General features: G+C 64.3%; 13 protein-coding genes and 1 pseudogene. 5 read left to right on the top strand and 9 right to left on the bottom strand.

Annotated elements, in window-relative coordinates:
• Positions 1–21 precede the first annotated feature (21 nt).
• The 4 genes from Pla123a_RS03535 to Pla123a_RS03520 all read right to left on the bottom strand — a co-directional run bounded on the left by Pla123a_RS03535 (position 22) and on the right by Pla123a_RS03520 (position 4,884).
• Complete coding sequence (locus Pla123a_RS03535) at positions 22–1,083, bottom strand: glycosyltransferase family 2 protein (protein WP_146584134.1); 1,062 nt, start codon at positions 1,081–1,083, stop codon at positions 22–24.
• 138 nt (positions 1,084–1,221) lie between these two features.
• The gene (locus tag Pla123a_RS03530) at positions 1,222–2,463 is read right to left on the bottom strand and encodes an ABC transporter ATP-binding protein (RefSeq protein ID WP_146584133.1); all 1,242 of its coding nucleotides are present in this window, start codon (positions 2,461–2,463) and stop codon (positions 1,222–1,224) included.
• 50 nt (positions 2,464–2,513) lie between these two features.
• Entirely contained in the window at positions 2,514–3,440 is a 927-nt protein-coding gene (locus Pla123a_RS03525; protein ID WP_197527640.1) for an ABC transporter permease, read from the bottom strand.
• Positions 3,441–3,474: 34 nt separating this feature from the next.
• Positions 3,475–4,884: a sigma-54-dependent transcriptional regulator gene (locus tag Pla123a_RS03520; RefSeq protein WP_197527639.1), complete on the bottom strand. Its 1,410-nt coding sequence runs from the start codon at positions 4,882–4,884 to the stop codon at positions 3,475–3,477.
• A gap of 901 nt (positions 4,885–5,785) precedes the next feature.
• Here Pla123a_RS03520 and rfbB point away from each other — a divergent pair.
• From rfbB to Pla123a_RS03500, 4 genes are all read left to right on the top strand, one after another.
• Positions 5,786–7,390 (top strand): dTDP-glucose 4,6-dehydratase, encoded by a 1,605-nt coding sequence (gene rfbB, locus Pla123a_RS25220; protein ID WP_315852872.1) that lies wholly within the window; start codon positions 5,786–5,788, stop codon positions 7,388–7,390.
• A 3-nt stretch (positions 7,391–7,393) separates the two neighbouring features.
• Entirely contained in the window at positions 7,394–8,275 is an 882-nt protein-coding gene (gene rfbA / locus Pla123a_RS03510; RefSeq protein WP_146584129.1) for a glucose-1-phosphate thymidylyltransferase RfbA, read from the top strand.
• Between the two features lie 7 nt (positions 8,276–8,282).
• Positions 8,283–9,182 carry a dTDP-4-dehydrorhamnose reductase gene (gene rfbD, locus Pla123a_RS03505; protein ID WP_146584128.1) on the top strand — a complete coding sequence of 300 codons (900 nt, stop codon included), beginning with the start codon at positions 8,283–8,285 and terminating at the stop codon, positions 9,180–9,182.
• Between the two features lie 308 nt (positions 9,183–9,490).
• A complete protein-coding gene (locus Pla123a_RS03500; protein WP_197527638.1) occupies positions 9,491–9,841 on the top strand; it encodes an ArsC/Spx/MgsR family protein in 351 nt (116 codons plus the stop codon).
• Between the two features lie 30 nt (positions 9,842–9,871).
• On the opposite strand, the gene Pla123a_RS03495 is transcribed toward Pla123a_RS03500, so the two are convergent.
• The 3 genes and pseudogenes from Pla123a_RS03495 to Pla123a_RS03485 all read right to left on the bottom strand — a co-directional run.
• The gene (locus Pla123a_RS03495) at positions 9,872–10,441 is read right to left on the bottom strand and encodes a hypothetical protein (protein WP_146584126.1); all 570 of its coding nucleotides are present in this window, start codon (positions 10,439–10,441) and stop codon (positions 9,872–9,874) included.
• Between the two features lie 68 nt (positions 10,442–10,509).
• Entirely contained in the window at positions 10,510–11,592 is a 1,083-nt protein-coding gene (locus Pla123a_RS03490) for a polysaccharide biosynthesis/export family protein (protein WP_197527637.1), read from the bottom strand.
• A 1,575-nt stretch (positions 11,593–13,167) separates the two neighbouring features.
• Positions 13,168–14,253: pseudogene (locus Pla123a_RS03485) on the bottom strand (IS3 family transposase); the annotation flags it as partial.
• A gap of 389 nt (positions 14,254–14,642) precedes the next feature.
• On the opposite strand from Pla123a_RS03485, the gene Pla123a_RS03480 reads away from it, so the two are divergent.
• Positions 14,643–18,386 (top strand): CotH kinase family protein, encoded by a 3,744-nt coding sequence (locus tag Pla123a_RS03480; protein ID WP_146584124.1) that lies wholly within the window; start codon positions 14,643–14,645, stop codon positions 18,384–18,386.
• Between the two features lie 86 nt (positions 18,387–18,472).
• On the opposite strand, the gene Pla123a_RS03475 is transcribed toward Pla123a_RS03480, so the two are convergent.
• On the bottom strand, positions 18,473–20,143 hold the full coding sequence (locus Pla123a_RS03475; RefSeq protein ID WP_197527636.1) for an alpha-L-fucosidase: 1,671 nt from the start codon (positions 20,141–20,143) through the stop codon (positions 18,473–18,475).
• Between the two features lie 126 nt (positions 20,144–20,269).
• Positions 20,270–22,438: a hypothetical protein gene (locus tag Pla123a_RS03470; RefSeq protein ID WP_197527635.1), complete on the bottom strand. Its 2,169-nt coding sequence runs from the start codon at positions 22,436–22,438 to the stop codon at positions 20,270–20,272.
• Positions 22,439–22,504: the final 66 nt, after the last annotated feature.

Genomic DNA, 22,504 nt, shown 5'->3' with positions numbered 1-22,504 from the left:
TCGCGGCGTACGACAGGGCGTTCATCGGCACACCTCCGCTCGGGAAGCCGACGAATGGGAGGACTCCGTCCGCGGCGACGCGGCGAACGAGTCCGGCGAAAGGCTCTTCTTAGCGATCTCAATTCGCTCAAGGTGCCCCGACACGTCGCGGAACCGTCGGGCCAGCGCCACATAGCCGGCCGCGCGGGATTCGTAGAACCTGCGCCAGCAGTTCGCGGACTTGCCCTGAATGGCCCCGCGCCACCCGACCAGCTCGGCAAGCCGGTATCGCGCCGCGCAGGCGGCCAGCGCCGAGGCGGAGACTAAATGACGGGCGCGGCTCCGGTGCGCGGCCGGGTTCGCCAGCACGCTCAACCACGGCTTGGCCCACTGAGCCGAGCACGCGATGCTCCAGATGTACTCAGGGTCGAGGCGCTTGGCTGGGATAACGTGATCCAGCGAAAGACACGGCACGTAAGCCACCTCCCAGCCCAGCCGGCGGAAAGTCTGGCTCTTCTCGTGGTCTTCGCAGCAGCCCGGCCCATCCCCGATCCGGTCTGGAAGGTGGGTGCCGATCGACTCGTAGACGCCTCGCATGACAGCAGTACGGCCGGCCATCCCCGCACCAATCGGAGCGTTTCCGGCAATCACATCTTCGCCGAAGTCCCTAACCGCGAGCATCGCCCGCGTCCAGTGGCATGCGTCCTCGAGACTCGCCTCGGGGTCCTCCATCACCGGCAACACCTTGCCGCCGATAAGCCCGAAGCCAGGGTTGGCGGCAAGGCACTCCGCTGCGTTCGCCAAGTAGTCCGACGCCAGCAGGTTGTCGTCGTCGACGGTGCAGAAAAACTCGCCCTGTGCGGCGCGGAACGCGGTCTGCAGCGCGAAGGTTTTGCCGGGCTGGGGTTCGTGCAGGACGGCTCCGCGGATCCCCAACTCTGCGATCAGACGCGTTGCAAGTTCGCCGGATCCGTCGGTGCTGGCGTTGTCGACGAAAACCAGCTCCCACTCCGACTTCGGTAGAGTCTGCTCGGCGAGCGCGCGCAGCGTCCTCTCAAGGCACCAGGCGCCATTGTAGGTACAGGTTATAACACTGACTTTCATCACAGTCTTCTTCTCGGTGGCTCCTGGCGCAGGTCAGAGTCAATAATTCAGGGGACGCCGCGTACGCTCGACTCAATCAACGATGTTTGGTTCTCAGTCTTGCCGAAGGCGATTTGCTCTCAGCGATGCTCTCCACGCCTACGCTCGGGCCACGCTGAATTCGGCCTGAGGCAGCAGCAGGCCGTGCTTCTCGAACATGAGAGGTATGTCGTAGACCTCGCCACTAGACTCGACGGTGAACGGGAACATCTTATCCAGCGTGTAGTTCTTCCACGTAACCCGATCAACCCACTCGCAGACCACGGCGTAGTTGCCCGGGGTGAGCTGAAGCCGGTCCATCGAAAGGTCCACACTCAGCGGTTCGTCCGCCTCGAGCGTCTTGTCGGCGCTAATGTCTTCGGTGCTCACGCCGAACGCGTTGACTCCGCGTTGATCGAACACCCGCACGCGGAAAGCGAGGTTCTCGTAGCCGGGCTTCACCCGTTGATGCACGCGAAACCGGCACGGCTTCCCCGACTCCACCATGCCTTCACCAGGCCCGGTGACAGAAACCGAATCCACCACGGCGACGTCGCACTCACCCGACTCCGGCGCGTCGTCGTACGTCTGAAAGAATCTGCTGTAGGCGTCTACAGCGTCGTCGACGTTTCCGTCGACCTGAATGCTCCCCTGGCTGACAAACAGCCCGCGATTGCAGAGCCGCTTCACAGCCGCCATGTTGTGGCTGACAAAGAGCACGGTGCGACCCTCCCCCTGGGAGACCTCCTGCATCTTGCCCAGGCACTTTTTCTGGAACTGGGCGTCGCCAACCGCCAACACCTCGTCGACGATCAGGATCTCTGGCTCCAGGTGGGCCGCGACCGCGAACGCCAGGCGGACGTACATGCCGCTCGAGTAGCGTTTGACTGGGGTATCGAGGAATTTTTCAACCTCGGAGAAGTCGACAATCTCATCGAACTTGCGGTCGATCTCGGTCTTCCGCATGCCGAGGATCGAGCCGTTGAGGTAGATGTTCTCGCGGCCGGATAGCTCGGGGTGGAACCCGGTGCCGACTTCCAGCAACGAGGCAACCCGGCCCCGCATTACTGCTCTGCCAGCGGTTGGCCTAGTGATGCGGCTGAGCACCTTGAGCAGGGTGCTCTTGCCCGCGCCGTTCCGCCCAATGATGCCCACAACCTCCCCCTGCCGGACTTCGAACGAAACGTCCTTCAACGCCCAGAACAGGCTGCTTCCCCCACCGCCACTGAGCTGCCGGAAGCGCTTCAGCGGCGCCTTCACCGCCCCGACAAGCGCGTCGCCGAAGGTCGTGAAACGCTCCTCCTGCTGGCCCAGGCGGTAGGCCTTGCCGATACCGGCGGCGGCGATCATTGGTGTGCTCATAGCAAATGGGGGACGCACCGGGAGTTGCGTCGGCGTTGAAGGGAGCGGGGTTAGGCGATATCGGCGAAGCGGGCTTCAATCCGACGGAATATCATCAGGCCGCTGCCAAACAGCAGCAGCGAGCTCAGAGTCGAAACAGCGATCATGCCCCACGGGATCGCCGAGCCGAACACCATGGCTCGGATTCCTTCGATCGGGCCGACCATTGGGTTTATTGCGTACAGCAGTTGATACCGCTCCGGCACGATCGAAGCCGGGTAAACTACCGGGCTGAGGAACTGCCAGGCCTGAACCATGAACGGAATAACAAACCGGAAGTCGCGGTAACTCACCGTCAGGGCCGAGAGCATGTAGGCCACGCCCAGGGAGGCGACACAAGTCAGCACGACCATGAGCGGAACGAGAGCGATTTGAATCGACGGGACCACACCGTAGCTCGCCATCAGCACCGAGAAGATGACCGCAGAGAGCCCCATATCAACCAGTGCCCCGCCGACGGTTGCCGTCGGGACGAACAGTCGCGGGAAGTAGATTTTGGTGAGCAGCTGCTGCTGATTCACCAGCGACATACCGCCCAGAGAGACCGCATTGGAGAAGAAGAGCCACGGAAGCAAGCCCGCGTAGACGTAGACCGGGTAGGCGTTGCGAAGCCCCTCGGGCAGCGTGTCCTTCAGCCCCGCAAAGTTGCCGAAGATCACGGTGAATATCGCCATGCTGAAGAGCGGGACCAGGATCGCCCAGGCGACACCCAGCACGGTCTGCTTGTAGCGGACCTTGACATCGCGCCACACCAGGAAATACAGGAGTTCGCGGTAGCGCAACAGCTCCTTGAAATCAACCGGAGCCCAGCCGTCCACCGGCTCGATGATCATCTCCTGCAGGCCTGGATGAGCCGCGTCGCCTTGCGGCGTCGCGTTCTCGATCCCGGGGTCTGGGACGGTGGCGCTCGAGGTAGTAGCGAAACTCGCTTGGCTCATACGAATGCGGGGAGTGTGAGGGTATGAATCTTGGTCAGCGGGGAGCATTTCGTCGCCGGCGACGTGGGCCCCGAGAAATATCGAATTGCTTGATCTTCCGGTAAAGCGTCGCCTGGCCGATGCCAAGCAGGGCCGCCGCTTCGACGACGTGCCCGCCGGTCCGCTGCAGCGCCTCAACCAACGCGGCCCGCTCCCGTTTCTGCATCGGCGTGAGTTCCTCCGACCACTGGTCCGGGGTCGCGTCCGCAGCGGTCGGGCCCCAGTCGGCGAAAGACGCCCCGTGGAACTCGCCGGGGATGTCGAAGGCGTCGACAGTCTCGCCGCGGCAGAAGATGACAATCCGTTCGATCGCATTCTCTAGCTGACGGACATTGCCTGGCCAGTCGAACTTGCAGAGCACGTCAATCGCCTCCGCAGTGAAATCGCGGACGTCACGCTCGTGGTACTCGGCCATGGCCCGGAGGAACGCCTTGGCGAGATCCTCGATATCGTCGCGTCGCTCTCGCAGCGGAGGGAGCCTGATCGGTACGACGTTCAGACGGAAATACAGGTCCTCGCGGAGCTGCCCCTGACGGACGACTTCATCCGGGGCGCGGTTCATCGCCGCAACGATGCGGGCGTCGACCGCGTGCTCGGCCGTAAGCCCAAGGGTCTGCACTTTCTTCTCCTGCATGAATCGCAGCAGCTTCGGTTGCAGCGCAACCGGCATCTCGCTGATCTCGTCGAGAAACAGCGTGCCGTTGTGGGCGGCCCGGCAGAAGCCGTCGTGCCGCTCGAGCGCGTTAGTAAAGGCGCCCTTCTCGTGCCCAAACAGCTGGCTCTCGGCCAGCCCTTCGGCGATCGCCGCCAGGTTCACAGGCACAAAAGGACCGTCGTTCCTACGGCTCAGGTTGTGTATCGAACGGGCGACGAGTTCCTTACCGGTGCCGCTCGGCCCGCTGATCAGCACGGTTGCCCGGGTCGGCGCGACATCGGCAATCGTGCGACGGACCTCTCGCATCACTTGGCTGCTCCCGAGGATCACCCCCCGCAGCGGCGAACGCGCGTCCTCGACCTCGGTAACACCGGCGTAGGCCCCGCTAGAGCTACGTATGGGCACGCAGTAGCCGGGCGCCGCGGCCTTGGCGCCGCCCTGCAAATGCGTCGGCGTGCTTGAAGACACAGCCTCGGGGCCTCGGCGAGTGCGGAGCATGGCGCGGGCCGTCCGCCCTTGCTCGATCTTGCGGAGAGACTCGCTAGCCATTGACGCCAACTGGTCCGAGCAGACGTCACCGATGAGCAGCTCCGCCCCGCCAAAGCGCACGACCTCGGCAAGCCGGCTGGCAGGCAGGTGGGAATCTGGGGACCAGAACGCGATGCCCCGCTCCCGCGACTGTTCAGACAGCTTCTCGGCGAGTTGAACCCCACATCCGCCGTCGAAATCGAGCGCGATAATCGTCAGCAAGCGCTCGACCTCGGCTTCACACGCGGCAAACTCTCGGCGAGAGTGGACCGTTCGACACCCCCAGCCTAGGGACTCCAAACCGTGCTGAAGTGAGCGGGCGGCAACCGGATGGTCGATCGCAAGCATAGCGCGCAGCGGGGCCCGTTCTAGGTCGGGGCTCCTGGTCATGGGTGCCGTTGAGGTGCGCATAGCTTCGTTACCGCTGATCGCGATCCCACTCACTCTGTCACCGCTGGCGTCGCCGCCTCCAAGCAGATTCTCGGAGACCGCGCATGCACCAGAAAGCCGAGGCCACGCGGGGAGCCTGGCCCACTCGCGCAGGACCTTAGCGTGAAGGTTTCCGGGGGCGGGCTAGGAACGTGACCCTCTACCCGAGGCGGCGGGAAGAGAGTGGTTGGAAAAAGGTGGGAACAGGTTTGCTGCGAGTTAGAATTGGTGGACGGGATACACGCCCGTCCACCGAATCCGTCAGTTCAACCTGCTATAAGGTGCGAGATACTCTGGGTGAAGAAATCAGTGGTGTGCGTTCTACGAGTAATTATTTATTCGCCTTGCGGTTCCAACCGACAGCCGACGCACGTGCTCTCCATGTGAGCGAGCAATCTCTCAGCAAAGCTTAGCCTCGCGAAGTTCTCACAAGCCTGCGTCGCGGGTACTGAGCTACGAGCGGCACGCAGAAGCGTTCCCGACGAAGCTCAGTCAGCGTCGCCCAACATCGTCTACCTATGAGGCCAAGTAGTCAACTATCCCTGTTCCATTTTTCACGATAATTATTCCAAACCGATAATTCTCGCGGAGCCAGCATTTTTTAGGCCAACGAGAGCTCGAGCATTGACGGTGCTGAAACCGCACATCAGCATAGGCTGAGCTCCATGCGCCCCACGACAGTAGGTTTCCACTAGTGACTTCGATCCCATCGCTTTCTACCAACGCGTCTCCCGTGCTGCTGATTACCGGTGGCGCAGGCTTTATTGGATCCAACTTTGTCCGGGTTGTGCTTGAGACCACCAACGCGACGGTCGTCAATCTGGACCTCTTAACCTACGCCGGTAACCCCAAGTCACTACAAGACTTAGAAGCGTCTGACCGGTACAGATTCGTGCAGGGCAACATCGGCGACGGGACGCTAGTGCAGAGCCTGTTGCGAGAGCACCAGCCAAGCGCCGTCATCAATTTTGCTGCCGAGTCGCATGTCGACCGCTCGATCGACTGCCCGGACGACTTCATTCAAACCAACGTGGTGGGGACAGCCCGGCTGCTGCAGCAGTGCCAGGCGTACTGGGAGTCGCTCTCGCAGGACGACCAGCGGGCCTTTCGGTTCTTGCATGTTTCTACCGACGAGGTTTATGGGTCTCTGGGAGCCGAGGGGTACTTCACCGAGGACTCTCGCTACGAGCCCAACTCGCCCTACTCGGCCTCGAAGGCGGCGTCGGACCACCTGGCCCGAGCCTACCACGAAACGTTCGGTCTACCGACCGTCATCAGCAACTGCTCCAACAACTACGGCCCGTACCAATTCCCGGAGAAACTGATCCCGCTGGTTACGCTCAACGCCATCGAGGGGAAAGAGATCCCGGTCTACGGCGACGGGCTCAACATCCGGGATTGGCTGTTTGTCACGGACCACTGCCACGCACTGCTGCGGGTGCTTGCCGGGGGTCGTCCGGGAGAGGTCTACAACATCGGTGGTGACGCCGAGCAGAAGAACATCGATGTCGTGAAGACCATCTGCAAGGTGGTCGACGAGCTCTGCCCGGCCCTGCCCCACGGCCCGTCCGAGCAGCTCATCCGCTTCGTGAAGGACCGCCCGGGGCACGACCGCCGGTACGCGATCGACGCCAGCAAGATCAAGTCGGAGCTGGGTTGGAGTCCGACGGTGACCTTCGAGCAAGGCATCCGCGAGACGGTCCGGTGGTACCTTGAAAACGGCGACTGGTTGAAGTCAACCGTCAACGACGCGACGCGGAGCCGGCGGGGTCTCGGCGGGGCGTCCACCGATGGTGCGACGCGGCCCCAGACGCGAGCCGCCGACCGCTACACCGACGGGCCGATCGACGGCGTCGTCACGCGTCCGATCAAGCGATTCAGCGACTCGCGGGGGTGGCTGATGGAGTTGTTCCGGGAGGACGACATGGATCCGGACAATCGTCCGGTGATGGCCTACTTCAGCCAGACAGAGCCCGGCGTCACGCGTGGCCCGCACGAGCACGTCGACCAGGCGGACTACTTCGCGTTTATCGGGCCTGGCGACTTCAAGCTCTACCTGTGGGACTCGCGTCCCGATTCGCCGACCTACGGCAACTGCTCCACGATCGTGTACGGCGAGTCCAACCCGGCCGGCGTGATCGTGCCGGTCGGCGTGGTCCACGCCTACAAGAATGTCAGCGACCATTCCGGCTGGGTCTTTAACGGCCCCAACCGGCTGTACGCCGGCAGGAACCGCGCAGAACCGGTAGACGAGATCCGGCACGAAGACCAGACGAACAGCCCATACAAGATCGATTGAGTCATGCAACGCAAAGGAATCATTCTGGCGGGCGGCGCTGGCTCGCGGCTGCACCCAATGACCCAGGCGGTCAGCAAGCAGCTGCTGCCGGTCTACGACAAGCCGATGATCTACTACCCGCTGTCGGTGCTGATGCTGGCCGGCCTGCGAGAGATCCTGATCATCTCGACCCCCGAAGACACGCCTCAGTTCCAGCGGCTGCTGGGAGACGGCTCCCGTTTCGGTCTCACGTTCGAGTACGTCGTGCAGCCAGAGCCCAACGGCCTGGCCCAAGCGTTCATCCTCGGCCGGGAGTTTCTCGACGGCTGCCCCGCGGCGCTGGTCCTGGGCGACAACATCTTCTACGGCCAGGGTTTTCAGCAGATGCTGAGGCGGGCATCTGCGCAAGAGTCGGGGGCGACGGTTTTTGCCTACCCGGTGCAGGATCCAGAACGCTACGGCGTGATCGACTTCGACGCGTCCGGCAAGGCGACCTCGATCGAGGAGAAGCCGAAGACCCCACGCTCGAACTACGCGGTGCCGGGGCTGTACTTCTACGACGCCGACGTCTGCAAGCTGGCCGCCGGTCTGTCTCCGTCGCCGCGAGGTGAACTCGAGATCACCGACCTCAATCTCTGCTACCTCCAGCGGGGTGACCTGCAAGTCGAGCCCTTCAGCCGCGGTTTCGCGTGGCTCGATACCGGGACGCCCGACTCGCTGCTGGAAGCGGCCGAGTTCGTTGCGGTGATCGAGCGCCGGCAGGGCCTGAAGGTCGCCTGCCCCGAGGAGATCGCGTGGCGCAACGGCTTCATCACCGACGCCGCGTTCGACGAGTGCGCCGAGTCGATGAAGAATAAGTACGGCGACTACCTACGCGACCTCCGGCGCAAGTCGCCCCTACTCTGAAAGCCCCATGACGCCACCACTCCCCCCACCATGGGGTTTCCAGCGAGTAGTCGTCACCGGCGCAAATGGTCAATTGGGGGCCGAGGTGACACGGCGGCTCGGGGAGTTCGCCCGGCCGCTCACCCAGGAGATCTGTGGGCTGACCGACGCGGCCGCCGTGCGCGAGGCCCTGCACCGCATCTCGCCCGACCTAATCATTAATTGCGCCGCCTACACCGCGGTCGACAAGGCCGAGTCGGACGAAAAGGCTTGCTTCGCCACGAACGCCGACGCGGTCGAGACGCTCGCGCAGCTCGCCAACGAACACGCGGCACCACTGGTGCACATCAGCACCGACTACGTGTTTGGCGCCGACGCCTCCCGGACCACACCGTACACCGAGCAGGACCAGACAGGCCCAGTAAGCGTCTACGGACACAGCAAACTGGCCGGCGAGCAGGCGGCCGTGCTCGCCAGCCGGCATGTCGTCGCGCGGAGCTGCGGCCTCTACACCGCGTCGCCGTCCGGACCGGTGCGGGGGCGGAACTTCTGCGACACGATGCTCTCCTTGGGAAGAGAGGGGAAACCGCTGCGGGTAGTCAACGACCAGCACTGCACGCCCACCTACGTGCCGCTGCTGACCGACCTGCTGCTGCGGCTGATATCGGTGGGCGGCCAGGGGCTGTACCACATCACCGCCGCCGGCCAGACCACCTGGCACGGGCTCGCCAAGGCGCTGTTCGAGGCCGCCGGCTTGGAGGGCGACCTCGAAGCGATCCCCACCAGCGAATACCCCACGCCCGCTGCTCGCCCGCGATATTCTGTTCTCGACGGCGCTCGACTCGAGGCCGCGATCGGTAGCAAACGCCCCGACTGGAGCAGCTCGCTGAGGCCGTATCTAGCCGCCTCGCGAACCGAGGCGGATTAGCACGCCCCCTCTACCGCTTGCTGCTGGTAGCGACCGAAGCTCCCGACACCAGCAGTGCGCTCTGACGCAACGGACGAGCACCTCCGGCGTCCGGCGGCGATTCTCTTCGCAATTTGAGGCAATCTGGCCCCGGTTCAGCAAGCCGCAAGTCCGCTTATCCACGGTGGAGACCACTACTATCTCCGTCGACCGCACCCGCCCGCTAGGCGTGCTGCTCGACTCCGGGCGAACTCGAATTACACTGAAAAGTTCAGCCCGCCAGCAGCGTGCAACGGCGAGCGATCGAATCCCCCACGAGCCCGACAAGCGTGGACGTACAGGTCACAATCCTTCACAACTCCGACTGCTCAAAGAGCCGCGAGGCCCTCGACTACCTCTACAAGAAGGGGCTGCAACCACACGTGTGGGACTACGTCCAACACCCTCCTAGCATCGACTGGCTGAAGGAGTTGGCGTGGAAGCTTGGCGTCTCACCGAGCAGCCTGATCCGCCCCGCGGAATTTCGCCGACTGAATCTGCAGCCATCAAGCGACCCTGAGGTGCTCTTCTCGATGATCGCGGAACACCCGATGTTGCTGCAACGGCCGATTGTTGTCGTCGGAGATCGGGTCTGCATCGCTAGGCCGGCCCAAGCAGTGGACAGTATCATCCACGCGTGACGCGCGGCGCGCCGCTCTCGATTTCATCGACTAGTAGAGAAATTGCGGGGTGTCGGACTGTGCCACCAATGGCGGCGGGATGTACTGCGTTTTCAACAGAATTTCGTGACCCGCCCCGGTGTCGCTCTCCGCGGCCTCGGGCTGCTCCGTCGCAGGAGCCAAGTCGAATACCCCGCCGTAGTTCGGCGGCGATTGTGGGGCAACGTTGAAGCGGCCCGAATCAGCGGCAGGGAGCTCCTCGACCCGCGGCAGTCGCCGTGGGAGGTCCGCGATCGATCGATCAGCGTCGAAGGACGCCGCGGTAGGAACCGCGGCCGCACTCGGGTACTCGATCTCGTAGACCTCGTTGCATGGGCAAGGGCTAGGGTGGGTGCACGGGCAGTTAAGGCAACGCCAATGCGTTGGCTTGTAGCCGTAGCAGCAGCGATCGACGCCGCACGGGCCGCAGCGCACGGCCTCGTGCCCGCAAACATCGTAGGTGTATCGGATATCGGTCGGGCACTCACACTCGGCGCGCCAGTAGGCGCAGCCGGTCAGGGGGAGGCCCAGGGTCGCAACTATCACCAGCCTCATGGCGCTCGCGCGGCTACTGAATTGCATGGAAGGGTCCGTGGGTTAGAGTCGTCGCGTTGAGTGTGGGTAGCGTGGTCGGGGAAGTTGTTTGCGTCTTAGCGAACGATGCCGCCTTGGAGCGAGCCGTAGGTCGCCATGGAGTTGCCGGTCTGAGTGCCAAGCAGGGTGACGCCGAAGATCCGTTCGACAGGCGAGAAGATCTTTGCGAGTCGCGTATCGAAGGAGACGAGCTTGTCTTCGGCCACGTAGAGTCGGTCACCGGGCATCAGTTGGTAGTTGGTGCGGACGTCGCCGCGTTGGGTGATCCCGAGCCAGTCGACTGGCATCACCTGGTCGCCGCCAGACTGGTTGAAGCCAGGCCTGGCGACCCACATCCGCAGCGACGACGTTGCGGTCAGCCCCTGCAGCTCCGCCACGGCGTCGAGGACCGTTTCGGACCCTTTCACCGGGAGCCTAAAGACTCCGTCCCCCAGCCCGGCGCCCTGGGTAACCACGTAATAGACCTTGCTGTTGAACCCGAACACGTCGACGGAAACCTTCGGGTTCTCGAAGTGTGGCATCAGGTGCGCTTCGATCGCGGCGCGAGCTTCTGGAATTGTCATCCCGACCACACAGACCCGTCCGTACGCCCCCAGCGTCACCTTCCCGTCCGGCGCCACGAGGTGCTCGCCGGCGACGTCTTGCTGCGACGCGATGCTTACAAGCGTAACCCAGACCTGCGGGGCCCGGGCCACGCTTCGGGCCCGTTGCTCTAGCTCTGCGCGGAGCTCAGCGAGCGTGAGGCCGGCTGCCTGAATCGGGTGGTACTCCTCGCCGACCTTGTCGTAGTCGAAGCCCACAACGATCGTGCCGTCGAAACCAATGGTGTAGCCCTGCGGCGCGCCGCCGAGCGGTGTATCCTCCGGCACGCCTGACGCTTGGATCTGCACGGTGTCGAGCGGACGCAGACGGTAGGGCTGACGCGGAACAAGGTCGACCGCGGAGACCGTCAAGACATCGGGCGGCTCAATCACGTATTCGGGAAGGCTTGCCTTCGACAGTTCCTTCGGGATAGACGCTGGGACGCCGCAAGGCGGCAGCGGCTCCGGCGTCTTCCAGCGTATAACGTGGCACCCACAACAAGTGACCAGCAGTGACAAGACGACCAGGTTCGACACGTGTTTCGAGCGGTTTGTCATGGGTACTTTCGCCGACGGGTACTCAGCGGTTAGAGCGACACATTCGGTACAATGAGGATTTGGCTTAGCACTGGGCGCCCTGGTAGAATCGACAAACAGGGTAAAATCCTGAACGATTTCCCCGCCAATCTGCCGAAAACTTAGACAGTTCGTGGCGAAGCTTGACGCACGCAGTGCTAGCGTCGCGGGCGCGCCACGACCGACAATTGCAGCGCGACACTTAACGGAGAACCAACGTGCAGAAGACATTGCTAGCAGCCTTAACGACCGCGATCGGGCTAACGGTTTGCTGCTCCGACGCGTCTGCGCAGATCGGCGGACAGTCAGTCCCGCGGTACCAACCCGCGACCCCAACGACCAGCCCGTACCTCAACCTCCTGAGACCAAACGGCGGGGCGCTGACCAACTACTTCTCCCTAGTGCGGCCGCAGCAGCGGCAGATTGAATTCAACCGCCAAGTGCAAGACTTCGCGAGGCGCCAGACGCTAGAGAACGCGGAGATCGAACAGCGGTTTTTGCAGCCCCAAACACCAGTGACTGGAACCGCTGCCGGGTTCATGGTCCCGAGTGCATCGGGTACCTACCAGAACTACTCCCACTTCTACCCTGCCCCCCAGATCACTCGCCAGCGCCGGCGTTAGACGCAAGGCGTCCCTGCGCGCGAAGGTCCGCGAAGGTTCGATCGACCTCGCGACTTCACCGGGCGTGGTGCGCAGTCGGTGTCGCGCCACGGCGCTCGCAGGGTCCGCGTCGTCCGAAACCCCGACTCAGTCGCGGGCCTCGAATCAGTCGCGACACTGGGGGCAAGTGATACGGCCAGAGCGTTCAGAACGCAGCAGCGTGGTCCCGCCGCACTGCTCGCAGTAGCCGTTCAGGGTGACGTGCGTCTCTCTCAGCCAGGGCCCGCGGAGCATCGTCCAGAATTGTGACAGGATTTTCATCGCGGAAATCGAAGGGCGGGTTAATCGGCTGAGACTGCGTCGGATCCCCGACCCATACTAATCACACGCCCCGGCCCCTACCAGCTGTCAAGAGATCGCCAACCGCATGAGGCGTTCAGACCAAGGAACTCTAGGGCTTTAACCCGCCGCGACGCACTAGCAGCGACGCAACTTTCCAAGCGACTGCATTGCAAGACCAGCGGTCCTGCTGCCCACGTCGCTGGCTGGGGGCCTCAGCCTACCAAACTCCACACCTAGCACACGTCCACGGAAACGAAGTCGACTGGAGAATCGACCGATTCCGAATCCAGACGCATCAAGCCGTGGCCGCAATTCACTACCTTCTCCGTGCACCAAGCGCCACCGATGAGTCCCACGCCGGCGCGTGCCCACCGTGCAGGAGTGTCATTGGGAATGACTGCGGCTACTCTCCCTGCGTAATAGTCAATTGCGCGGCGGATGAGCCGGGCGCGTTGGGCCTATACGCACGAGAACCGACCTCCTGACCAGCATCGATTTCCTGTACCACCCGTTATGAAGGTACGGGTTGGTTAATCTGGCAGCCCCCGCGCAGCGGAGGAGCTTGCTGAGGCGTAGCCGAAGCAAGCTCCGGAGCGGAGTGGGGGCTGCTCGCCGCGTACTCGGCCGGGGTCTGGTAGCCCAATGAGCTGTGCGGCCGGTAGTGGTTGTAGTCGTCTCGCCAGGCGGCCGTGAGCTTCCTCGCTGCGACCATGGTCTCGAACTCTTCGACGGCCAGGAACTCGTCACGCAGGCGGCTGTGGAAGCTCTCCGCGTAGCCGTTCTGCCACGGGCTGCCCGGCTCGATGTACAGCACGCCGACATCCAGCTGCTCGAGCCAGCGCTGGATCGCGTTGGCGGTGAACTCCGGGCCGTTGTCCGAGCGGATGTGCGCGGGCACGCCCCGCATCGCGAACAGCTCCGCCAGCGTGTCGATGACGTCCTCGCTCGTGATGCTCCGATCGCACTTGAGAGTCAGGCACTCCCGCGTGTGCTCATCGACGATCGACAGCCACTTCAGCTGCGTCCCATGCAAGGTCGTCCCACGCCCAGACGTGGTTCTTGTGCGTCGCCTGCTGGCGGTCGCAGCCGTTCTCCGCAACTCCCAATCGGCGGCGTTTTTGCTTCTTCTGCGGCACTTTCAGCCCCTCACGGCGCCAGAGACGGAGGATGCGCGATGCACTCGCCCGGAAGCCGTCCGCTCGCAACAACGCCGCGATGCGGCGGTAGCCGAACCGCGGCCGCCTCCGCGCCAGCTGCAGCATCCGCTTCAGCAGCCGGGGCTCGTCGCTCCGTGGCTTCGACTCGTAACGCTGGCTCGACCGCGGCTGGCCGATTGCTCGGCACGCCCTCCGCTCGGAGAGGCCCAACTGCTCACGCAGCTTGGCCACCGCCGCTCGTTTCCGGGAAGGGCTCAGAAGTTTCCCTCCGCGACGATCTTGAGCGCCTGGTTGTCGAGCGAGAGATCCGCCACCAGCTGCTTCAGGCGGCGGTTCTCGTCCTCCAGCTTCTTCAGCCGAACCGCCTCCTCCGACTTCATCCCGCCGTACTGCTTACGCCAGCGCTCTAGCGTCGACTCGCTGACTTCCAACGCCTGCAGCACCGCCGCCAGGTCCTTACCGGCGTTCAGCATCGCGTCCGCGTCACGCAGCTTCTTAACGATCTGCTCCGGGCTGTGTCGCCTTCTTCGCTTCGAACTCATCCTGCGGTCTCCTGGCCTAAGCGGCGGGTGAGACCTTCATAACCGGTGGATCAGATTTTCGATAGCAGGCCACTCCCGCTGATCGGCTTCGGCTCATTGGCGGCGCAAGAGCCAATGAGTACCGCTCGCCTGCGCGAACGCCTTGCAGCCAGAGGGCCCGGTGCTGCCCTGGCATGCAACGGTCGGACATTCGAATGCACTCGGCGATCGGCGCCGCGGGCGACCGCGGCGGTTGAATTCCTCGACAGACAGCCAAGCGCCAGATAGTCTGGAAGTGGGGCGCTTCTCCCGCGCCCCCGCTAGGCGTCGCCCGGGCCCTCGGCCCCTGGTTCTGCCTCGCCCTGCCCTGATCTTTTGCCGCGGCTTCAGCGGCTCGAATAGCGACGATAATGCCCCGCAATCACTCGTGCCACTCCTCGCGACACCTCAAATTCCAGCAGTTGGAAGCGCGGTGCGTGCTGGACGCGTCCGGGCTGCGGATCTCTGAGTTCATGGCGTCCAACGACGACACCCTTCAGGACTTCGAGGGGGACTCTTCCGACTGGATCGAGTTGTTCAACCCGTTGGCGAGCGAGGTGTCGCTCGCCGGGCTCTACCTGACCGACGACAGCGACGAACTCACCCAGTGGCAGTTCCCATCGGGCGCCGCGATCGACGCGGGCGGCTACCTTGTGGTATTTGCTTCGGGCAAGGACGTCGTGGCCCCCAATGGTGAGTACCACACCAGCTTCAGGCTCTCGGCGGACGGTGAGTACCTTGGCCTGGTGGACGTCGACGGGCAGTCGGTCATCGACGCGTTTTCGCCCGAATTCCCAGCCCAGGAGAAAGACGTCTCCTACGGGCTCACGATGTCCAGCTCGCCGAACACTCTGGTGGCCGAGGGCGCGATTGCGCGGGCTTGGGTTCCGACCAGCGGCGTTCACGACGCCGTCTGGACCAGCCTTGGGTTCAACGACAACGTGTTCAACATCCAGGGCCCCACAGGCTTCGGGTACGAGGACTCCTTCAACCCGTGGCCGACTTTTGTGGGCGAGTACAACACGGCGGTCCCGAACGGAACCTCATCGCTGTACGTGCGGACGCCGTTCACCGTCGATTCGACGACCGGAGTCACTCAGCTAACGCTGCGGATGAAGTACGACGACGGCTTCGTCGCCTACCTGAATGGCGTGCAGATTGCTGCGGCCAACGCACCGAACGCGACGAGATGGAACTCGACCGCCACGAGCAGCCACGACGATTTCGACGCAATCTCCTTTCAAGATTTCGACGTGTCGTCGGCGATCCCGTTGCTGATTAGTGGCGATAACGTGCTGGCGATCCACGCCTTGAACCGCTCGTCGGGCAGCTCCGACTTCCTCGTTGCGCCGGAACTGATAACTTCCCAAGCGGCGATTGTCGCCCCCGACGCCTACAACTACTTCGACGCGCCCACGCCTGGGTTCGGCAATGGTGACGGGTTCGCGGGGTTCGCGGCCGCCGCCGAGTTTAACGTCCCCCACGGCTTCTACGACTCGCCTCAATTGGTGCAGCTCAGCTCGGCAACCGCCGGGTCTCAGATCGTTTACACGACCGATGGCTCAACGCCCGCGGTCGACGCTAACCTCAACCCGGTCAACGGCTCGGTCTACTCCGGACCGATCGTGGTGACCGGCACGACGACGATCCGCGCGACCACGTTCAAGCAGGACTATCGGCCGTCGTTCGTGCAGGCGGCCAGCTACCTGTTTCTGGACGACGTCGTCGATCAATCCCCCGCCGGTCAGGCTCCGTCCGGGTGGCCCGGCTACAACGTCAATGGGCAGTTTTTGGATTACGGCGTCGACCCCGCCATCCTCTCGCTGTACGGCGAGCAGGCGGTGAAGGACTCGCTGGCCGCGATCCCGTCGCTCACACTCACTACCGATGTAGAGAACCTGTTTGACCCGGCTACGGGCATCTATGTCAACGCGCTGAACCGCGGATTCGATTGGGAGCGGCTGGCGTCGGTCGAGCTGATCAACCCCGACGGCTCGGAGGGGTTCTCCACGAACGCCGGCCTGCGGATCCGAGGCGGGGCCGGCCGCAACGACTACAACCCGAAGCACGCCTTCCGGCTCTACTTCCGCGGCGACTACGGCGACGGTCTGCTCGACTACCCGTTGTTCGGGGAGGACGGGGCCGACGAGTTTGACGTGCTCGACCTGCGCACCGCCTCGAACTACTCGTGGGCCGCGTGGGGCGACTCGGTGAACGGGCAGCAGAACACCTACCTCCGCGAGGTGTTCTCCCGCGACACCCAGGCGGACATGGGTCACCCCACCACCCGCAGCAACTACTACCACCTCTATCTCAACGGGCAGTACTGGGGGCTGTACCAGACGCAGGAACGCGTGCAGGAGCAGTTCGCAGAGGCGTATTTCGGCGGCGACGAGAGCGACTACGACGTCCTCAAAGCGGACTCGACCGAGGCCTACACCTTCGAGATCTCCGACGGCAACGACGTCGCCTGGCGGCAGTTGTTCGACCTCGCGCAGGACCTCGACGACAACCCAACCGCCAACGCCGACAACTTCTGGGCCATGCAGGGGCTCACTCCCGAAGGCGTGCGGGACGAACAGCTTGAGGTGCTGCTCGACGTCGACAACCTGGTCGACTACATGATGATCATCATCTACACCGGGGGCCACGACACCGGCATCTCGGCGTTCCTCGGGAACGACCGAGCCAACAACTGGTTTAGCATCCGCAACCGCGAGACCGCTGACCAGGGCTTCCAGTTCTTCCTGCACGACAACGAACACTCTCTCGGCTCGGGGGAGCTTACCGGGACGCTGCACGGGACATTCGACATCGACCGCACCGGCCCGTTCCGCAACGCGCTCGACGACAACTACGACTTCTTCAACCCGGTCTACTTGCACCAGGACCTGCTCAGCCACCCCGCCTACGTCCAGCGGATTATCGACCGGGTGCAGGAGCTGATGTTCGACGACGGCGTCCTCACACCCGACGCCAACATCGCCCGAATGGCCGAGCGGGCAGACCAAGTCGCCGGCGCCATCATCGCCGAGGCGGCCCGGTGGGGGGATGCCAAGCGGTTCACCCCCTACAACAAGACCGACTGGGACAACGAGGTCGAGTGGCTGTTGGATGTCTACTTCCCCGCCCGCCACGACATGGTGCTGGGTCAGTTGCTGCAAGACGGGCTCTACCTACCGGCCCCCACCCCCAGCCAACCGAGCGGCGCCGTCCCCTATGGCCTCTCCATAACCTTGGCGAACGGCGTCCGAGGAGGCACGGTCTACTACACCACTGACGGGCAGGATCCACGCGGCGCCAACGGCGGAATCAACCAGTCGGCCAACGTCCTGTCGGGAAGTGGTCCCATCGTGCTCGTCGAGGACACGGTCGTCTTCTCCAGGACGCTCGCGGCGAGCGGCTACTGGACCGGACTGGTGCAAGCTTCCTACACCGTCGACAGCCGGCCCGGAGACTACGACGACAACGGACTGGTCGAACAGGCCGACTACGACCTCTGGCGAAGCACTTACGGATCGACCTCCGACCTCCGCGCCGACGGCAACCACGACCAAGTGGTCAACGCCGCCGACTACGCGATCTGGCGAGACGCCCTCGCACAGCCGGCCGCTTCTCCGGCCGATTCCGCCGAAGCGAACTTCGTCGAGCCCGCGGCCGCGGCGCCAAGCGAGCCACTCGCCGCCCGGGCGCCAGTAGACGCCTCTAACGAGCCGATCCTGCATGCGTACGGAGAGCCGACGGCTGAGTTTGCCTCGGCAGCGGCGACGCCCTTCTTTAGATTCTGGAGTCTGCCTGCCACGCCGTTTGCGAGCGTCCCGCACGCAAAAAAATCGCCTGGCGTCGCCGCGATGGCGACCGGCGATCGCCTGGTGTCTGGCGAGGCCCGGCTGGACGCCGCGCACGCCGAGCGTCTGCTCGCGCGAGGCCACGTCGCCAGAAGTTTGTCGCGATCGATTGTTGCCGACGAGTCGCTGCCTAATGAACCGGGGGCGACTGAAGACCACAGCCCCAGCGCCCGGAACACCATGGTCGCGTCGGTTGATCAGGCCTTCGCTTCTCTTGGCGGCAACGCGGCACACGTGCCCCGTCGTCGGCTCACCGGCGAGGGCTGATCTCGACCGACGCGACTGCGAACCGACGCGACTACGAACCGAAGCGACTGGGACAGGCACGCCTAGGCAGTGGCGGCGCAGGGCGGCTACTCGAGGACCACCCGGAAGCCAACCGCGTGCCGGAGCGCCGACATGTCGGGGCACGTTATCCGGAGCCCCTCCTCAAGCCGCTCCCACACGACCTCCAATTCGGACCCGAGCAGCTCGACCGATTCGATTGTCTCCTTGGCGTTGGCTGACGAGGACGCGAGGGAACGCACCAGCAGCGTAGCGCCGCTCTCCGGCGTCGCCATGCACCAGACGTAGAGTGCGCCGTCGGCGCCCACGGTGAATCGGAAGTCCTCGTTCGAGAATTGATAGTCGGCGGTCCGGGCGCCGATGGCGCCGCCGGGCAGCTTGCCGGTCCCCTCGCTAAAAACTCGCCACGCGGTTGAACCGTAGATGCCGCGGCCGTTGATCTTCATCCAGCGGCCGAACCCTTCGAGCATTTCCACCGCATCGGGCGTCAGACCGCCCGAGGGCGTGATCGGCACCGAGAGCGCGAAGTTGCCGTCGCGCGACGCGTACTCGAGCAGCGACTGGACGGCGGACTTGCAATCGTAGACAAAGCCCGGCGCGTAGAACCAGCTCCCCACGGCCCGCTCGCCCATCCACATCCGCTCGGTGTTGATGCCGCCCCCGATCCGGCTCTCGCTGGTCGACGCCAGGCCGTTCTGCGGCTTGCTAAACTTCACGACCGCAAACGCATCGACCTTGCCACGGCGTTCGAGGGTCCGATTGAAGTAGTGGGCCACAACCCGCTGCGCGGCGTCGCACTTGTAGCCGGACCCGCTCCGCTTGCCGCTGAACGGCTGCGTCGAGTTGCCGTCGGTGTAGATGAAGTCGACGTCGTACCGATCGACCACGTCCATGATCCGTGCGGCCCACTTGGTCGCGTACTCGCGGGCGTAGTCGAGGTGGTGATCGAAGATCCCCTGGCGTCCGTGGGCGATCAGGTGGACCGGTTCGTACTGTGGGTAGCCCTGCAGGGGACTGCCGTAGAGGTCGCGGGGGTCGAGGCCGTCCCACCACTTTGCCTTCCCATCAGCCGCGGTCAGCAGGCCGTCGTAAGGGACGCCCGCCATGGGGCCGGACGAGTCGGCGCCGAACGCCGGCTGCCACCACCACCAGGTGTACTCGTGGTGAAAGCTCACCCCAGAGCGGACGCCGTGCCGCTTGGCCGCGGTGAGCCACTCCTTCAGGAAGTTTCGCCGCGGCCCCACGCGGGTCGAGTTCCACGGCTGGTGGCGAGAATCCCACAGGTCGAAGTTGTCGTGGTGAACGCCCATGATGATTGCGTAGCGGAATCCGGCGTCGTGGAACCGCGTCATCAGGGCGTCGGCGTCGAAGTCGGGGGTGCGCCACTGATTTAGCACGTCCTTGTAGCCGAACTCCGAAGGGTGGCCAAAGCGTTCCCGGTGCTTGGCCGCCGCGGAGTCGTCCTCCAGGTACATCTTCTTGGCGTACCAGTCGCCCGCCTCTCCCGCGGCCTGCGGCCCCCAGTGGATCCAGATGCCGACCTTCGCGTCGCGGAACCACGGCGCCGCCCCTGGGTGCTGCTCGGCAATCGACTCCCAGGTCGGCTCGAACGGCCCCTCGGCGATGCTGAAGTCGAGGTGCTCAACCGGGAACGAATCGACGTCGACCTCGGCGCTGGCGATCCCAACCGCGGCCCAACAGACAATCGCCAGGCCAAGATTTTGCAGGATGCGACGCAAGCGTCTCGAAGACTGATGCGAGTGGATCACCGTGAGTACTCCCCTGGGATGAGCCGCGCGGCAGGCCCACCAGCGCGAACGGATTGCTCGAAATACTACCGACCCCATGGCGGGGCCCGCGGCTGACTACGGCATCGGCTTCAGCCCCTCGTGGAGCACCACCCACGACCCGTCGTCCGGGAAGCCGGGGGCGTCGCCCTCGGGCCCGCCGTCCCAGCCGGCGGCCATCATCGCCACCGCGGTCAGGAGCCCGCCGTTGGCGGGGAGATAGACCGGCAGGCGGTCGGCTTGGAAGCAATGGCCGTTCTGAAGGTAGTCGTTTTTGGGCGTGTCAAGCAGCAGGCAATCAACCGCCTGCTTGTGCTCGCCCAGCCGGGCAGCCGTCATCGCCATCATGGGGTAGTCCCAGCCCCAGGTCGACTCCCAGTCCCAGTCGCGCCGCACATCCAGCAGCGTACGCCGCATGGCCTCTCGGTCTACCAACCCGGTGTCCGGCAGCACGCCAAACGCGGCCAGCATCGAAGGGTGGTCCCGACGGCGCAGGTAGGGGGCGTTCTCGATTGCTGCGTAGCGTCCTGCGCGGATCGGCAGCGGGTTGATCTGGTCGGCGACCCGCGACCACTCCTCGTTTGCCGGCAGGCCGAGCCTCAGTCGCCACCGATTCGCGACCTCGAGCCCCCACCGCCAGTAGGCGAGCTCGAACGTCGGGTTCAGCACGCCCGACGGGGAGCGGCCGTCGTAGCACTCCTGCGCTGGGATCAGTACCGGCCCCAACTCGTACTTCTCGGTCGCTTGGTCGAGGTGCGCATACGACGCCATGAAGTCGGCCGTCTGATCGACGATCTGTTGGTAGCGCAGGAGCGTCTCGCGTGTGGGACGACTCCTAAAGGCGAGTTCGGCGAAGTAGATGGGGTGCGGCTGCTGCCAGATCAGCAACTCGCCCACCTCGCTCGGTGAGCTCACGCCGGCGGGACCCGTCATCTTCGGCCACCGCACGCCCTGGTAGCCTTGCCGGGCGGCAATCGACCTCGCCGCCGGCAGGATGTCCTGGTACCAGCCGAGGCTGCGTTCCAACAGCTCCTGGCGTCCCCACAGCGAAAAGTGGGCGGCGTGCCACCAGTGCATCTCGAGGTGGCTCTTCCCGTACCAGCTGTTGCACAGCAAGCCGGTTTCCTGCGGCGGCATCTGGCCGGCGCACTGAATGGCTGTCAGGTACTGCGACAGCACGACCCGTCGCTCGAGCTCCCGCCAGCGAGGGTCGCTGCTCCGCGAGAGGTCGATCGCGCCCCCCCGAGACCAGAACGCTTCCCAGTTTCTGGCCGCCGCGTTCGAGAGTTGCTCAAAGTCGAGAGCGACAACGGGATGATCGGCTGATTGCTTGAAGTGAATAACCGCCTGCAGCGATTCCGAATCTGTGTTCTCGATCGCGTATCGGTGCGTACGCTCGGTTGCGCGCACTACGCCACTGGTGCTGACGTCGACGGCATACTTGGTTGCATCGATGGTCCGCAGCAGCCGCCCGCCTCGCTCAGCCTGAACCAATTGCGTCGTGTGCCGCTGATCGCATGATTCACTGTCGACACGCGGCCCCCAAACGCCTGCCGGGTAGGCGAAGTCGACCTCAATGGCAATCTGCCCAGTGGCGATCAGCGGTGAGGACACCGAGACCCCGATCGCGTCCTGGTCGGGGTGGGCGGCCGTGCGGACCTCAACCGGCTGGCCGGCAAACTCAAATCGGCTTGTTGCCTGACCGGTCCACAAGTCGAGCGTTTGCGAGGCGCCACCCAGATCGCCAACCTCTGCCGACGTGCCGTCATCGCGAGAGAGCCGTAGCGAAACCCGCGCCAGGTTGAATCGGTGGGGGTTGCTCCGCAGCGCGACCGCGGCGTCGCTCTTCATTTCGGTGGCGTAGGTCACCGATCGGCCGTGGACGTCGAACTCACGCAGCGTGTCTTCGTAGGCGTAGGCCTGCCTCTCTGGGAACGAGTGCCACGACCAGTCGGACATCGTTCCGAGCGGCGGCGCGTCCGGCTCTTCGCTCGCAAACGTCTGCAGCCCTGTCATGTCGAACGCGAACGCGAACCGACCGTTGCCGACCTGACAAGGCGCCCGTGGCGTGTGCCGGTCGAGCACGATGTTGTGCCTGCTCACCAGTTCGCGGCGATCGATCTCGCCGCCAGCCGCCGCGGCGGGGGTGGGGGAGAGCAGGCACAGCACCGCCGGCGCGACCAGCATCGCGCGCCACGCCGCGAGCGTGTGAGCCCTGCGCAGGCAGTAATCGATTCGTCTCGGCATGGTGGACCCCGCAGACAGATGAGAATTCTGCTACGAGCTTACCGCAGACGAATCAACGCCGCGAAT

Origin of the sequence: Posidoniimonas polymericola, assembly GCF_007859935.1 — a bacterium.
GTDB classification, from domain to species: Bacteria; Planctomycetota; Planctomycetia; order Pirellulales; family Lacipirellulaceae; genus Posidoniimonas; species Posidoniimonas polymericola.
This window is presented reverse-complemented; position numbering and strand designations above follow the sequence as displayed.

Coding starts and splice junctions, on each gene's coding strand:
- Pla123a_RS03535 (WP_146584134.1), bottom strand. CDS start 1,083: ATGAAAGTCAGTGTTATAACCTGTACCTACAATGGCGCCTGGTGCCTT.
- Pla123a_RS03530 (WP_146584133.1), bottom strand. CDS start 2,463: ATGAGCACACCAATGATCGCCGCCGCCGGTATCGGCAAGGCCTACCGC.
- Pla123a_RS03525 (WP_197527640.1), bottom strand. CDS start 3,440: ATGAGCCAAGCGAGTTTCGCTACTACCTCGAGCGCCACCGTCCCAGAC.
- rfbA (WP_146584129.1), top strand. CDS start 7,394: ATGCAACGCAAAGGAATCATTCTGGCGGGCGGCGCTGGCTCGCGGCTG.
- rfbD (WP_146584128.1), top strand. CDS start 8,283: ATGACGCCACCACTCCCCCCACCATGGGGTTTCCAGCGAGTAGTCGTC.
- Pla123a_RS03495 (WP_146584126.1), bottom strand. CDS start 10,441: ATGCAATTCAGTAGCCGCGCGAGCGCCATGAGGCTGGTGATAGTTGCG.
- Pla123a_RS03490 (WP_197527637.1), bottom strand. CDS start 11,592: ATGACAAACCGCTCGAAACACGTGTCGAACCTGGTCGTCTTGTCACTG.
- Pla123a_RS03480 (WP_146584124.1), top strand. CDS start 14,643: ATGCCCCGCAATCACTCGTGCCACTCCTCGCGACACCTCAAATTCCAG.
- Pla123a_RS03470 (WP_197527635.1), bottom strand. CDS start 22,438: ATGCCGAGACGAATCGATTACTGCCTGCGCAGGGCTCACACGCTCGCG.